Source organism: Bradyrhizobium sp. USDA 4541 (assembly GCF_024171085.1).
Classification (GTDB): Bacteria; Pseudomonadota; Alphaproteobacteria; order Rhizobiales; family Xanthobacteraceae; genus Bradyrhizobium; species Bradyrhizobium australafricanum.
In genome coordinates, this window is record NZ_JALJZF010000001.1 from 5644926 (window position 1) to 5658932 (window position 14007).

Genomic DNA, 14007 nt, shown 5'->3' on the forward strand with positions numbered 1-14007 from the left:
TTTTCGGCCACGGGTGGCGTTGCACAGCGGTAACGATTTTGGCAAGGTCGCGCCCGATTTGAGGCAATCCGTTTTTGGGGAGGATTGTCCTCGCAAAATAAGCGCCTGCCGCCCCCTAGCGGCACAAGAAGGCGCGGGGGTTACATCAAGGATCTGAGGCAACATGACAGCTTTATGGTTGATTGTGCTCTGCGGGGCGCTTTCCATCGTCTACGCGATCTGGGCGACGCAGTCGGTCTTGAACGCGGATGCGGGTAATCCGCGCATGCAGGAAATCGCGGCCGCGGTGCGCGAGGGCGCACAGGCCTATCTGCGGCGGCAGTACACCACGATCGGCATGGTCGGTATCGTGATCTTCGTGGTGCTGGCCTACTTCCTGGGCCTGCCGGTGGCGATCGGCTTTGCGATCGGCGCCATCCTGTCGGGGGCTGCCGGCTTCATCGGCATGAACGTCTCGGTGCGCGCCAACGTCCGCACCGCGCAGGCGGCAACCACCTCGCTCGCCGGCGGCCTCGAACTCGCCTTCAAGGCGGGCGCGATCACCGGCATGCTGGTTGCGGGGCTCGCGCTGCTCGGCGTCACCATCTATTTCATGATCCTGGTCAAGTTCATGGGTCTGGAAGCGGGCAGCCGCACCGTGGTCGACGCCATGGTGGCGCTCGGCTTCGGCGCCTCGCTGATCTCGATCTTCGCCCGTCTCGGCGGCGGCATCTTCACCAAGGGTGCGGACGTCGGCGGCGACCTCGTCGGCAAGGTCGAGGCCGGTATCCCCGAGGACGATCCGCGTAACCCGGCCACCATCGCCGACAATGTCGGCGACAATGTCGGCGACTGCGCCGGCATGGCGGCGGACCTGTTCGAGACCTATGCGGTGACTGCGGTCGCCACCATGGTGCTCGCGGCGATCTTCTTCGCCAAGACGCCGATCCTGGTGAACATGATGACGCTGCCGCTCGCGATCGGCGGCATCTGCATCATCACCTCGATCATCGGCACCTTCTTCGTCAAGCTCGGTGCCAGCCAGTCCATCATGGGCGCCCTCTACAAGGGCCTGATCGCCACCGGCATCCTGTCGCTGGTCGGCGTCGCGCTCGTGATCAATTGGCTGGTCGGCTTCGGCAAGCTCGACGGCGTCGACTATACCGGCATGGCGCTGTTCTGGTGTGGCGTGGTCGGTCTCGTCGTCACCGGCCTGATCATCTGGATCACCGAATACTACACCGGCACCGACTATCGCCCGGTGAAGTCGATCGCCTCGGCCTCGGTCACCGGTCACGGCACCAACGTGATCCAGGGCCTCGCGGTCTCGATGGAAGCGACCGCGCTGCCCGCGATCGTGATCATCGCCGGCATCCTCGTCACCTACAGCCTTGCCGGCCTGTTCGGCATCGCGATCGCGACCGCCACCATGCTGGCGCTGGCCGGCATGATCGTCGCGCTCGACGCCTTCGGCCCGGTTACCGACAACGCCGGCGGCATCGCCGAGATGGCGGGGCTGCCCAAGGAGGTGCGCAAGTCGACCGACGCGCTCGACGCTGTCGGCAACACCACCAAGGCGGTGACCAAAGGCTACGCGATCGGCTCCGCCGGTCTCGGTGCGCTGGTGCTGTTTGCGGCCTATAATCAGGACCTCAAATTCTTCATCAGCGACTCCAATGCCCATGCCTACTTCAAGGGCGTCAACCCGGACTTCTCCCTGAACAATCCTTACGTCGTGGTCGGCCTGCTGTTCGGCGGCCTGCTGCCGTATCTGTTCGGTGCGATGGGTATGACCGCGGTCGGTCGCGCCGCCGGCGCGATCGTCGAGGAAGTGCGCCGTCAGTTCCGCGAGAAGCCCGGCATCATGCAGGGTACCGACAAGCCGGACTACGGCAAGGCGGTCGACCTGCTGACGCGGGCGGCGATCAAGGAGATGATCATCCCGTCGCTGCTGCCGGTGCTGTCGCCGATCGTGGTCTACTTCCTGATCTACGCGATCGCGGGCGGTGGCGCAGCCGGTAAGTCGGCCGCTTTCTCCGCGGTCGGCGCCATGTTGCTCGGCGTCATCGTCACCGGCCTGTTCGTCGCGATCTCGATGACCTCGGGCGGCGGCGCGTGGGACAACGCCAAGAAGTACATCGAGGACGGCCACTACGGCGGCAAGGGCTCTGACGCCCACAAGTCCGCGGTGACCGGCGATACCGTCGGCGATCCCTACAAGGATACGGCGGGCCCGGCGGTGAACCCGATGATCAAGATCACCAACATCGTGGCGCTGCTGCTGCTGGCGATCCTGGCGCACTGAGCGGCGGACACGACTGAAACGAGGCCCCGCGGTGAAAGCCGCGGGGTTTTATTTTTGAACCAGACGCGAACAACACGGAGATCAATCGATGTCGCTCTCATCCGCACGGAACTACGCGCTCCGCGCCTCCAAATCGCAGGATCAGAAGGAGGCCATCGAGCTGCTCTCGAAGGCGATCATGGAACTGGCGATGTCGATTGAAGCGACCGACGCCAAGGTCAAGAAGATCAACAAGTCTTCGTAGCGTTGGCCGCAACGTGCTCAGGAAACGTCGTGACGGCGGCTGTTACTTGACCTCCATCTGCAAGCCTTCCTTCTCGATGATCGCCGCGAACTTCTTCGTCTCGGCATCGACGAAATCGGAGAATTGCTGGGGCGTGCCGTAGTCGGCGCGCGCGCCCATGCCGGCGATGTTCTTCTTGACGTCGTCGCGCTCCAGCATCGCCTTGACTTGGCGGTTCAACTCGTCGAGCACCGGGGCGGGCGCGGTCTTCGGCAGGAACACGCCGAACCAGGACGAGACGTCGAACTTTGCCAGTTCCGGCGCGCCCTCGCGCATCGTCGGCAGGTTCGGTGCGGAATCGCTACGCTCCGGCGTGGTGACACAGAGGCCGTTGAGCTTGCCGTCCTGCACCTGCGGCAGCGACGGATAGAGATTGTCGAACAGGATCTGGATGTCGCCGGCGAGCCCGGCCTGCAATGCGGGACCGGCGCCGCGGAACGGCACGTGCGTCATCTTCAACCCGGTGAGCTGCAGGAACCAGGCACCGGTGAGGTGAGGGCTTTGTCCGGTGCCGGACGAGCCGTAGGTGAGCTTGTCCGGATTCTTCTTCAGAAAGGCGATCAATTCGGGGATCGACTTGAGACCGGTCGACGGATGCGCCGACACGATGTTCGGAATCCGGATCATGTTGGAGACCGGCTGCAACTGGTCGGCCTTGTAGGTCAGGTTGCGGAAGATGCTGTAGGCGATCGCGTTGGGGCCGGGATTGCCTATCAGGATGGTGTGGCCGTCGCCCTTGGCGCGTGTGACCTCGGATGTGCCGATGGTGCCGCCGGCGCCGGAGCGATTCTCCACCACCACCGACTGGCCCCAGAGCGGCTGCAAATGCGCCGCGAGCAGCCGCCCCATCACGTCGGTCGAGCCGCCGGCCGCCGCCGGCACGATGATGCGGACGGTCTCGGTCGGCCGCCAGTCACCGGCGCCGAGGCTCGCGCGCGGCAGGATCGCCGCGGCCGTCAATGCGGCCGTGCCCGACAATACCGTACGACGGGAAAATCTCTTGGCTGTCATGCGTTTACCCCCTGCTCAGGCTCTTGTTTGCGAGCAAACTAGGGGACCGCTTGCCCCTCGGGCAAGCGACAACTTGGCGCAGCGGCTTATGCTCTGGACTCCGGCTTGACGCGTTGTCTCACGCGAACCGGAGCCCACTTCGCTCGAAAACGCTCTAGTTGAAGCTCAGCAGCTTGAAGAGCGGTGTCAGGTAGGACATTTCCTGGCCCGACGTCGGCGTGGACCGGCTGACGAAGTCGAAGATCTTGCCGTCCTTCAGGCCGTAATTGGCCAGTCGGCGCACCTGCCGGTTCTTGTCGAAATAGACCGCGATCACGCGCTGGTCGATCACCCGCTGATTCATGAAGGCGACCGGGCGGGAGGTCCGTTGCGAGATGTAATAAAACACCTCGCCGTCCAGCGTTGCGACCGTCGAGGGCGTGCCGAGCACGATGAGCACCTGGTCCTGGCTCGCGCCGATCGGGATCTGCTCGAGCGCCCCCTCGGGCAGGATGTAGCCCTTCTGGAATTGTTCCCCGGCGCAGCCGCCGAGTGCGGCGCAGACGAGGCCAATCGCCGCGACGGCGCGGAGACGCGAAAAGAACCCGCGCGCGGAAGCGGCGCGAGACTGTCGTGAAAGAATGTGGTTCATCGGCGGAACTGATCCGTCCCCTTGCATCGGCCGAGGCATTGACGTACCGGGCAGCTCAATGGATTGCAATCATGCCGAGCTCCAATGGGCGACCTCTCAACAGGCGACCCTTTGGGGACCGGCAGCCGGAACCCGTCATGCTTTGGCCGTTCAATCACTTCAGAAGACCCCGGGTGCCCGCGCGCAGCACCATTGAGACCATCTATGGCATGATCGTGACGCAGGCGCGAGAACCGTTGTTTTACCGTGACTTGGGCGTTCCAGACACGGTTAATGGCCGTTTTGACCTGCTTCTGATGCATCTGTGGCTGGTGCTGCGGCGACTGAAATCCGTCGAGGGCGGCGTCGCGCTGTCCCAGGCCCTGTTTGATCATTTCTGCATCGATATGGACGACAATCTGCGCGAAATGGGCGTCGGCGACCTCACGGTGCCGAAGCGCATGCAGGCGTTCGGTGAAGCCTTCTACGGCCGCACCGCGGCCTATGATCTGGCGCTGACCGACAGCGAGGCAGCCTTGGCCGAGTCGTTCTGCAAGAACATCCTCAACGGTCAGAACATCGACAAGGCCCGCGAGCTCGCCGCCTACGCCAAGGAGGCGATCAAAGAGCTGGCGCGCGCCGATCTCGCGGCGTTGGCCAAGGGTACCTGGCGTTTTCCGGCACCACAGCCTGCGGGGACGGCGGCATGAGCGGCGGCAGCACAGGGCAGCCCGATGCACGGCGCGACCGCGACCCCTGGCGGGTCCTGGTCAACATCGCGCAGATTCCGGAGACCGGCCTGCATCGCGAGATCGCAGCCGACGAGGCGGCGCGCAAGGCGATGGCCGAAGTTGCCGAGTTGAGGGAGGTCGTCTCCGCGCGTGCAGAGTTTGACCTGCAGCCCAAACGCGACGGCAGCTACCACGTCACCGGCAGAGTTAAGGCCAGGGTCGGGCAGACCTGCGTGGTGACGCTCGATCCGATCGAGAACGAGATCGATGAGCCGATCGATGTGGTGTTCGCGCCGCCCGAGCAGATCCCGCAAATGGCCGACCTGGTCGACGACGCCGACGACAGCGATGAGGAAACGCCGGACCCGCCGGAGCCGATCGTCGGCGGCTTCATCGATATCGGCCGGCTTGCCACCGATGCGCTGTTTCTCGGCATAGACCCGTATCCGCGCAAGGTGGATGCGGTCTTTGAACAGAAGGCTGAAGCGCCTGACCCGGAAAATCATCCTTTCGCGGCGCTGAAGGCGTTGAAGGAAAAGCCGGACGGCAAGAAGCCCAAGGGAAGTTGAGGGCGCCTGGCGCCACATTTGCGGGGATGGCTTGCCTGCAAGCTTGCGCGAGCGGTGTTCCTAGTTACTTCAAATACGTGTCACAATACATTGAAATACAATGTATTTCTGGTATGCTCCCGATGTGTTGCGTGACGGTTCGGCAGCTGCCTCATTTGCGGTCAAGAGGTTGTGTCGGACCGAGGACACGCTATTGTCGCGGCCCGGCCGGGACGCGAGTTGGTGTTTCGCCGCGCGCCGTTGACGGCGGTGACTTCAAGCTCGCGGTCTTCGTCTGAAGGCTGCGGGAAAGCAGGCTTCCGGGACGTTCATGCCTCAAAAGGTTCGAATAGCGCTTGACGCCATGGGGGGCGATGTCGGCGCTTCCGTCGTCATTCCCGGCGCCGCGATCTCGTTAAGCCGTCATCCCGACAGCGAATTCCTGCTGGTCGGGGACCGGGCCCAGATCGAGCCGGAGCTCGCCAAGCATCCGGCACTGAAGGCGGTATCGAAAGTGATCCATACCGACGTCGCCGTGAAGAACGATGAGAAGCCGAGCCAGGCGCTGCGGCGGACCCGAAGGGCGTCCTCGATGTGGCTCGCGATCGACGCCGTGAAGCATGGCGAGGCCGACGTTGCGGTCTCCGCCGGCAACAGCGGCGCGCTGATGGCGATGGGCAGCCTCAATCTGCGGACGCTCCCCGGTGTCGACCGCCCGGCGCTTGCGGCGGTGTGGCCGACGCTGCGCGGCGACTCTGTCGTGCTCGACCTCGGCGCCACGATCGGCGGCGACGCCCGCCATCTGGCGACGCTGGCGGTGATGGGCAGCGCCATGGCGAGCGTGCTGTTCAACCTCGAACGGCCGACCGTCGGCCTGCTCAACATCGGGTCCGAGGAGATGAAGGGGCACGGGGAAATCCGCGAGGCGGCGGAGATGCTGCGTGCGATGAACTCGCCGCAGTTCAACTATATCGGCTTCGTCGAGGGCGACGCGATCGGCAAGGGCCTCGCCGACGTCATCGTGTCGGAAGGTTTCAGCGGCAACATTGCGCTCAAGGCCGCCGAAGGAACCGCGCGCCAGATGTTCACGCTGCTGCGCGAGGCCATGTCATCTAGCTGGCTAGCGCGGATCGGCTATTTGCTGGCCCGCGGCGCGTTCCAGAAGCTGCGCGACAAGCTCGATCCCAACAAGTCGAATGGCGGCCTGCTGCTCGGCCTGAAGGGCGTCGTGGTCAAGAGCCATGGCGGCACCAACGCGGAAGGCTTTGCCTATGCGGTGGATGTTGGCTATGAGATGGCCCACTTCGATCTCCTCACCAAGATCAATCAGATGCTTAATCGCGACGGCAGTGCGCTGGTGCAGGCGCAGACCGCGCAGGAGGCTGTCTCGTGACTGCTATACGTTCGGTAGTGCTCGGCTGCGGCTCATATTTGCCGGAGCGGGTTTTGACCAATGCCGAACTGGCCACCCGGATCGACACGTCGGATGACTGGATCGTGCAGCGCACCGGCATCAGCGAGCGCCACATCGCGGCCGACGACGAATTCACCTCGCATCTGGCGATCAAGGCGGCGCAGGCCGCGCTCGCCCACGCGCAAGTCGATGCGCAGTCGATCGACCTGATCGTGCTCGCGACCTCGACGCCCGACAACACCTTTCCCGCCACCGCGGTCGCCGTCCAGCACGGGCTCGGCATCAACCATGGCGTCGCCTTCGACCTGCAGGCGGTCTGCTCCGGCTTCGTCTTCGCGCTGGCCACCGCCGATAATTTCCTGCGCGCCGGCACCCACAAGCGGGCGCTGGTGATCGGTGCCGAGACCTTCTCACGCATCCTCGACTGGAACGACCGCGGCACCTGCGTGCTGTTCGGCGACGGCGCCGGCGCGGTCGTGCTGGAGGCGCAGCAGCATTCCGGCACCACCAGCGACCCCGGCGTGTTGACGACGCATCTGCGCTCCGACGGCCGCCACAAGGCGAAGCTGTTCGTCGATGGCGGGCCCGGCTCGACCAGGACGGTCGGGTATCTCCGGATGGAGGGCCGCGAGGTGTTCAAGCACGCCGTCGGCATGATCACCGACGTGATCGTCGACGCCTTCAACGCCACCGGCTTTACCGCCGAGGACATCACCTGGTTCATCCCGCACCAGGCCAACAAGCGAATCATCGATGCGTCGGCGCACAAGCTCCATATTGCGCCGCAGAAGGTGGTCCTGACGGTCGACAAGCACGGCAACACGTCGGCGGCCTCGATCCCGCTCGCGCTGTCGGTCGCCGTGAAGGATGGGCGCGTCAAGAAGGGCGATCTGGTGCTGTTCGAGGCGATGGGCGGCGGCTTCACCTGGGGCTCGGCGCTCGTGCGCTGGTAGCGTATCGCCAAACAGTATCGACAGGTTGCCGGTATCTTTCCTGCGCCTGGGCGCTGGTCACTGTTGACCATTGCGCGCTAAGCTTTTAATTTCAGTCAAGAAATTGTTCGCCGAGAGTGCGGGGCAGGCGATGACCACGGGAACCGGAAAAACAGTTACGCGCGTCGATTTGTGTGAGGCGGTCTACCAAAAGGTGGGTCTGTCGCGCACGGAATCGTCGGCATTTGTCGAGTTGGTGCTGAAGGAGATCACCGATTGCCTGGAAAAGGGCGAGACAGTGAAGCTGTCCTCATTCGGCTCCTTCATGGTGCGCAAGAAGGGCCAGCGTATCGGCCGTAATCCGAAGACCGGCACCGAGGTGCCGATTTCGCCGCGGCGGGTGATGGTGTTCAAGCCGTCGGCGATCCTGAAGCAGCGGATCAATGGCCATGTCGTCACCAATGGCGACGGCAGCAAGGCCGACTAGAGCGTTTTCAAGCGAAGTGGATACCCGGTTCGCGTGAAGAAAGCGCGGCAAACCTAGAATCCGGAGCCCCGTTCCGATTCAATCGGAACGGAAAGGCTCCAGGCATTGAGCTCAAAGGAGCGGGCATTTGGACAAGGCGCCGGATGCGTTCCGTACCATCAGCGAGGTCGCTGATGAACTCGATATTCCCCAGCATGTGCTGAGATTCTGGGAAACGCGCTTCGCGCAGATCAAGCCGATGAAGCGCAGCGGCGGACGCCGCTATTATCGCCCCGACGACGTCGACCTGCTCAAGGGCATCCGCCGGCTGCTGTACGGCGAGGGCTACACCATCCGCGGTGTGCAGCGGATCCTGAAGGAGCACGGCATCAAATCGGTGCAGGGCATCGCCGACCAGACCGCGGCGGTCTCGTTCGGCGCGGTCGAGGAAGCCGTCGGCAACAGCATGGCCGAGCCCGACGATCTCGAGAGCGGCGACGGCCTCGATTTCGACGGCGAGGAGAGTGATGGCGACGAGAAGGGGATCGACTACCGATTCGTCGATCCCGACGAGGATCCGATCCTGTCGACCTACAAGGCGCACGCCCAGCCGGGCAAGGCGCCCGCCGCGCCGCCGGTTCGTCCCTCCGTTCCGTCAGTCGATCGGGAGCGGCTCGAACGCGTGCTGCAGGAGCTGGTCGCCTGCCGACAGATGATCGACGCGGCGATGAAGGACGGCTGAGGCAAGGAAGCCTGCCGAGGAAACCTGCCAAGGGAACCGGCCTCGGAATACAGTCTTTGAGAGCCTGCCCCGCCTTGCGCGAACGCAGGATCGCAGCTAATGGAACGGCATCGGAGCGTGGCGCAGCCCGGTTAGCGCACTAGTCTGGGAGACTAGGGGTCGGAGGTTCAAATCCTCTCGCTCCGACCATTTTTCTCAAAATTCGTTCGGTGTGGTTTGAAGCGGGCGCATCGCTCGCCGTCGGCTTGCGATTGGTTGCCAATGCTGTTCGCCAGTCGCGGAAAGCTGTGCGCGGAAGCCAACACGCTGTCGTTAATATCGAGCAAACGCTCGTTGATGAGGCAGCACCAAGCCGATCGCATCGGCGGCTGTCGTTGTCGATGAACAAGCGTTCATGGAACGTCACTGATTTCAGGCGGTTAGTTGCGGGGCGCATTTTGGAGGACAAAATGAAGCACGCAATCATCGTCCTTTCCGCGGCATGCCTGATGGCTTCCACCCCGGTTGCTTTTGCACAGGGCGTTTCGAGCAAATCACCTGGACACGAGATGCAAAAAAAGGGCTCCAAGAAGGGCAGTCCCGGCGCTTCGGGCTATGCACCCGGGCGCGAGATGCAGGCACGAGGATCGAAAGCCGGGAGCCCAGGGGCCTCTGGCTACGCCCCTGGTCAGACGACGGGGTCGGGCAGCGGGATGACCGGAGGCGGCTCGACCAAGTCCAGATAGTTACACTGCAAGGTTGGTTTATCGGGGCCCCGGCCGTCAGCGCCGGGGCTCCTTTTTCATGGCCCGTTCACGGATCGACCGCGGCTTGGCCCGTTTCATGCTTTCCATTGAGGGGCAAATGGGGGGCCAACATGATTGCTGAACACTTTCTGGTCTGGGGTGCGCTGCTGAGCGTTCTCGCCTTCCTGGCGTTCCAGTCGCCGGGGCGCGGCCACCGATAAGTCTCCGCTTCCAACGCTTCGCGAGGTGAGCGGCGCGATCGTGCCGGTTGCCAGTCGTCCCGTCCGCTGCAGAGCCGGTCGCCTCAGGCCTCGGCTTCCATCGCAACAATCAGGCAGGCCTTTTCGAGGCGGTTGGTGAGCATCGAAAGCTTGGCCGTGAACTCGGCCAGCTCAGCCTCGCTGAACTCCTCGAAAACGGTTTTCTTGAACGCCTTGTGCTGTTCGGCGAGGCCCGCGAGGTGCTTTTTGGTCTTGTCGGTCAGCGACAGCCGGACCACTCGCGCATCGGCCGGGGAGGGCGCGCGCCGCAGCAGCTCCTTCTGCTCGAGCAGCTTGGACTGCGTGGTCACGAACGACGGATCGACGTGCAGCAGCTTCGACACCACGTTGATCGGTACGCCGTCATCCTTGTCGAGATCCGAGATCGCGATGAGAATCATCCATTGCGGACCGCTGACGCCAAGCGACTTGCCCCAGAACTGACGGACGCGCTCCAGATGCGAGTTGATGGCCGAAATCTCGAGCGTGAACCGCTTGATGATGTCGAGATGTTCGATGGCGCGCTGGCGCGTCGAATCCTTCCTTGTCACTGACACAGCTTCCTCTTCCCTCGGGCGCCGACTCAGCTTTGTGCTGATTTATTTCTTGTTTTCTGCGCTGCAGTAGGTTTTTTCCCGCAAGCCGCCAACGAACGCAAGTGAACGTAAAGTAATTATGATGGTCGTGTGACGGTTGGACTATTTGGGGTGTGACAAGTTTTCTCAGGTAAGCAAAGGGCTTACAGGCAGCGTTGCCGACGAGACACAGTGTGGCCGCATTCGCATTCCTGACTTTATAAACTATTTTGATTGGCGAACTCGCCAATGCATATTGAACCCGGCGGTAGGGGAATCTCGATCGTCCCGTTGCGGTGATCGTTCAAGTCCGTCGCACACCACAGATTGATCTGAGGGTGCGGGGTTTGGGGAAAACGGTCTTGGACAATGCGGGAGGATCACGGGGCGCTCGCGGCCTCGGACTCTCCGCATATGAGCAACTTGGAGGTTTAATATGAATTTGAAGAGCCTTATCCTGGGCTCGACGGCTGCGCTGGTCGCGGTCGGCGGGGCACAGGCGGCCGATCTTCCCGTCAAGGCCAAAGCGGTCGAGTACGTGAAGGTTTGCTCGCTTTACGGTCCGGGCTTCTACTACATCCCCGGCACCGACACCTGCATCAAGCTGGGCGGCTATGTGCGTGCTGACGTCGTGGTGAACGGCAACAGCGTGTACGGCGCGAACTACAACGGCGCCAGCGGTGCCAACAACCGTTTCACGAACGGCTACACCTGGCGTTCGCGTGAAGACTTCAACATCGATACGCGCACCGCGACCGAATACGGCGTGGTCCGCACCTATTTCGATGCGGTGTTCACCTGGACCTCCGACACCTATGCCGGCCAGGGCAACGGCTCGACCGTGTACTCGGCGATCGGCTCGTCTTCCGCGCCGAACAACGCCGGTTCGGGCAACGTGGCTGCCGGTACGGTCGGCGTCTACTACGCCTTCATCCAGTTCGCCGGCTTCACGATGGGTAAGGCCGTTTCGCAGTTCGCTGCCCCCTGGAACGGTTATCCGGGCAACAACTACGACGCACTCGTCGGTGGCGTGAACACCACCAACGGCATCAACCAGTTCACCTACACCGCGCAGTTCGGCAACGGCGTGTCGCTGGCTCTGTCGGCGCAGGACCAGGTTGCCTACATGCAGGCTGGCGTGAACAACCTCGGCGTCGGTGGTGCCTACGGCTCCAGCGACTACGCCGGCACGATCGCTCCGGACTTCGTCGCTTCGCTCAAGGTCGACCAGGCTTGGGGTATCTTCCAGGCGTCGGTCGCCGCGCATGACAACCACGCTGCCTACTATGGCGGCACCGAGTTGACCGGTCATCCCGACGACAAGTGGGGTTGGGCTGGTGCGTTGGCCCTGTCGATCAAGAACATCCCGACCGGACCCGGTGACACCATCAACATCCAGGGCGTCTACACCGACGGTGCGACCCGTTACAACATCCAGGAACTGGCCAGCCAGGCCGGCGCGATCGCCATCTTCGGCGGTTCGAGCCTGCCGGGCGTCTATGGCAGCGTTGGCTTCGGTACGGCACCCGACACGGTGTTCGGCCCCGGCGGTCAGCAGCAGTCCATCAAGACCTGGGGTATGCGCGGTGCGTACACCCACAACTGGGATCCCTACTGGAACACCAGCTTGTACGGTGCGTTCGCCGCTGTTTCGTACAACGACGCGGCTAAGTCGCTCATCTGCGGCGTTGGTGGCGTCGGTGGTTCGTTCCGTGCCGCATTCGCTGGCGGCGCTGGCGTGACCGCCTGCAACCCCGACTACAACATCGCGCAGATCGGCGTGATCACCCGTTGGACCCCGGTCAAGAACCTGACCTTCTCGGCCGACGTGACCTACTCGCACCTCGATCAGAAGTATGCCGGTATCATCACGACGTCGTCGACTGCTATCGGCAAGCCGACCGCGACCTACGAGCTGAAGGATCAGGACACTGTCCAGATGCTCTTCCGCGCTCAGCGCAACTGGTAATACCGGTTGATCTGATCACGATCGAACAGAACCCCGGCAGGCAACTGCCGGGGTTTTTCTTGGTGTGCCGAGCATGTTCACAGCTTGGAGGTGGAAGTCCTTTACCCAGCCTGATGGCGGCGAAGGGTTAGCGAAGCGCAAGGGCGTCATCGCGAGGTGGGGTCTGAAGGAAGCGTGGAGCAAACCTGCGGCCCGATGGACAAAAACCGGATAACGAGGCCTACCCAACCGGACGAGCGAGCCAATGATCGCAAAGTCCACAGTCATCAAGGGTTGGAGTGGTAAATCCGGCGGGCGTGCAGGGAAGGCGGTCGAACTTACCTCGGGAGATCTTCGGCGTGTCCGGGCGACCGGACTGAGCGGGCCGCAAGGTCCGTGATCGCGACGGAGAAGTCAGCAGACGGCATAGTAGGCGGAACGAGTTTCGCTGAAGGCCCGAACGCTGGAAAGACGTTTGGATGTGGAAGCCTCGAGCCGGCCATGCGGCTGAAATCCAGGTCACTGGCCTTTGGAGCGGCGGGAAAGGGTGAAGCCCGGACGGCGCCGCTCCAAGGGGCCGAAGCCGACACGACGGAGACCACTATCTGAGCCTCTGGCGCGGACGCAAAACAAACCGTTCGCGCTTAATCCGGTGAACCGCCGTATACGGACCCGTATGTACGGTGGTGTGGGAGGGGAGAGTCGCGAGACTCCCCCTATCCCGATTGTGCCGAGCATGACCGGCAGCTTGGAGGTGGAAGTCCTCTATCCAGCCTGATGACGGTGAAGGATTAGCGAAGTGCAAGGGCGTCATCGCGAGGTGGGGTCTGAAGGAAGCGTGGAGCAAAGCCGCGGCCCGATGGACAAAAACCGGATAACGAGGCCTACCCGGCCGGACGAGCGAGCACGTGATCGCGAAGTCCACGGTCATCAAGGGCCGGGGTGGTAAATCCGGCGGGCGTGCGGCGAAGGCGGTCGATCTTACCTCGGGAGATCTGCGCTGCGTCTCGGCAACGAGACTGAGGTCGTCGTAAGGCGATCTGACCGCAGTGCAGAAGTCAGCAGAGGGCATAGTAGGCGGAACGAGTTTCGCCGAAGGCCTGAACGCTGGAAGTGACGAGTAGATGCAGCGATATCGCATCGGCCATGCGACTGAATTCCGGGCAACTGGCCTCGGAACGGCGGGAAGGGGTGAAACCCTGACTGACGCTGATCAGAGGAGTCGAAGCTGGCGCGACGATTGCTGACACCCAAACTACGGCGGCAACAGAACAACTCTTGCCGCTTAATCCAGCGAACCGCCGTATACGGACCCGTATGTACGGTGGTGTGGGAGGGGAGGGGCTGCGAGGCTCCCCCCTATCCCGATTGCGAAAGATTCTAAGGAGAGCTGCGCTGCGTCAATTCGGTCCACGCGAACGACGAAGACGAGCCATGCGATTCATTCGCCGCAGACTTATTTACTTACCTGATCTACT

The 14007-nt window shown here is 62.9% G+C and carries 13 protein-coding genes and 1 tRNA gene; 11 read left to right on the top strand and 3 right to left on the bottom strand.

What is annotated here, in order from left to right; translation table 11 throughout:
* The first annotated feature begins 163 nt into the window (after nucleotides 1-163).
* Both J2R80_RS26805 and J2R80_RS26810 read left to right on the top strand, forming a co-directional pair.
* On the top strand, nucleotides 164-2284 hold the full coding sequence (locus tag J2R80_RS26805; protein ID WP_076834360.1) for a sodium-translocating pyrophosphatase: 2121 nt from the start codon (nucleotides 164-166) through the stop codon (nucleotides 2282-2284).
* Between the two features lie 88 nt (nucleotides 2285-2372).
* Complete coding sequence (locus tag J2R80_RS26810) at nucleotides 2373-2528, top strand: hypothetical protein (protein ID WP_167350400.1); 156 nt, start codon at nucleotides 2373-2375, stop codon at nucleotides 2526-2528.
* Nucleotides 2529-2570: 42 nt separating this feature from the next.
* Here J2R80_RS26810 and J2R80_RS26815 read toward each other — a convergent pair whose 3' ends face one another.
* Nucleotides 2571-3578 carry a tripartite tricarboxylate transporter substrate binding protein gene (locus J2R80_RS26815; protein ID WP_057020720.1) on the bottom strand — a complete coding sequence of 336 codons (1008 nt, stop codon included), beginning with the start codon at nucleotides 3576-3578 and terminating at the stop codon, nucleotides 2571-2573.
* A gap of 154 nt (nucleotides 3579-3732) precedes the next feature.
* Nucleotides 3733-4209, bottom strand: a complete 477-nt coding sequence (locus J2R80_RS26820) for an outer membrane protein assembly factor BamE (protein ID WP_076834359.1) — start codon at nucleotides 4207-4209, stop codon at nucleotides 3733-3735.
* A gap of 137 nt (nucleotides 4210-4346) precedes the next feature.
* Between J2R80_RS26820 and J2R80_RS26825 the strand changes: the two genes are divergently transcribed.
* The 8 genes from J2R80_RS26825 to J2R80_RS26860 all read left to right on the top strand — a co-directional run bounded on the left by J2R80_RS26825 (nucleotide 4347) and on the right by J2R80_RS26860 (nucleotide 9746).
* A complete protein-coding gene (locus tag J2R80_RS26825; protein ID WP_076834357.1) occupies nucleotides 4347-4898 on the top strand; it encodes a ubiquinol-cytochrome C chaperone family protein in 552 nt (183 codons plus the stop codon).
* Entirely contained in the window at nucleotides 4895-5488 is a 594-nt protein-coding gene (locus J2R80_RS26830; RefSeq protein WP_076834355.1) for a DUF177 domain-containing protein, read from the top strand. Before J2R80_RS26825 ends, J2R80_RS26830 begins: the two co-directional genes overlap by 4 nt.
* A gap of 310 nt (nucleotides 5489-5798) precedes the next feature.
* Nucleotides 5799-6860 carry a phosphate acyltransferase PlsX gene (plsX, locus tag J2R80_RS26835; protein ID WP_253639740.1) on the top strand — a complete coding sequence of 354 codons (1062 nt, stop codon included), beginning with the start codon at nucleotides 5799-5801 and terminating at the stop codon, nucleotides 6858-6860.
* Nucleotides 6857-7834: a beta-ketoacyl-ACP synthase III gene (locus J2R80_RS26840; RefSeq protein ID WP_057020717.1), complete on the top strand. Its 978-nt coding sequence runs from the start codon at nucleotides 6857-6859 to the stop codon at nucleotides 7832-7834. Before plsX ends, J2R80_RS26840 begins: the two co-directional genes overlap by 4 nt.
* A gap of 130 nt (nucleotides 7835-7964) precedes the next feature.
* Nucleotides 7965-8300 (top strand): integration host factor subunit alpha, encoded by a 336-nt coding sequence (locus J2R80_RS26845; protein ID WP_035631661.1) that lies wholly within the window; start codon nucleotides 7965-7967, stop codon nucleotides 8298-8300.
* 127 nt (nucleotides 8301-8427) lie between these two features.
* Nucleotides 8428-9021 (top strand): MerR family transcriptional regulator, encoded by a 594-nt coding sequence (locus tag J2R80_RS26850; RefSeq protein WP_076834351.1) that lies wholly within the window; start codon nucleotides 8428-8430, stop codon nucleotides 9019-9021.
* A gap of 111 nt (nucleotides 9022-9132) precedes the next feature.
* A tRNA-Pro gene (locus J2R80_RS26855) sits at nucleotides 9133-9210 on the top strand.
* Nucleotides 9211-9230: 20 nt separating this feature from the next.
* Nucleotides 9231-9746: a hypothetical protein gene (locus J2R80_RS26860; protein ID WP_244559002.1), complete on the top strand. Its 516-nt coding sequence runs from the start codon at nucleotides 9231-9233 to the stop codon at nucleotides 9744-9746.
* Between the two features lie 304 nt (nucleotides 9747-10050).
* Here J2R80_RS26860 and J2R80_RS26865 read toward each other — a convergent pair whose 3' ends face one another.
* Nucleotides 10051-10563, bottom strand: coding sequence for a MarR family winged helix-turn-helix transcriptional regulator (locus tag J2R80_RS26865; RefSeq protein WP_076834347.1), 513 nt, complete (start codon nucleotides 10561-10563; stop codon nucleotides 10051-10053).
* 454 nt (nucleotides 10564-11017) lie between these two features.
* Between J2R80_RS26865 and J2R80_RS26870 the strand changes: the two genes are divergently transcribed.
* Nucleotides 11018-12550: a porin gene (locus J2R80_RS26870; RefSeq protein ID WP_057020678.1), complete on the top strand. Its 1533-nt coding sequence runs from the start codon at nucleotides 11018-11020 to the stop codon at nucleotides 12548-12550.
* The last annotated feature ends 1457 nt before the right edge of the window (nucleotides 12551-14007 follow it).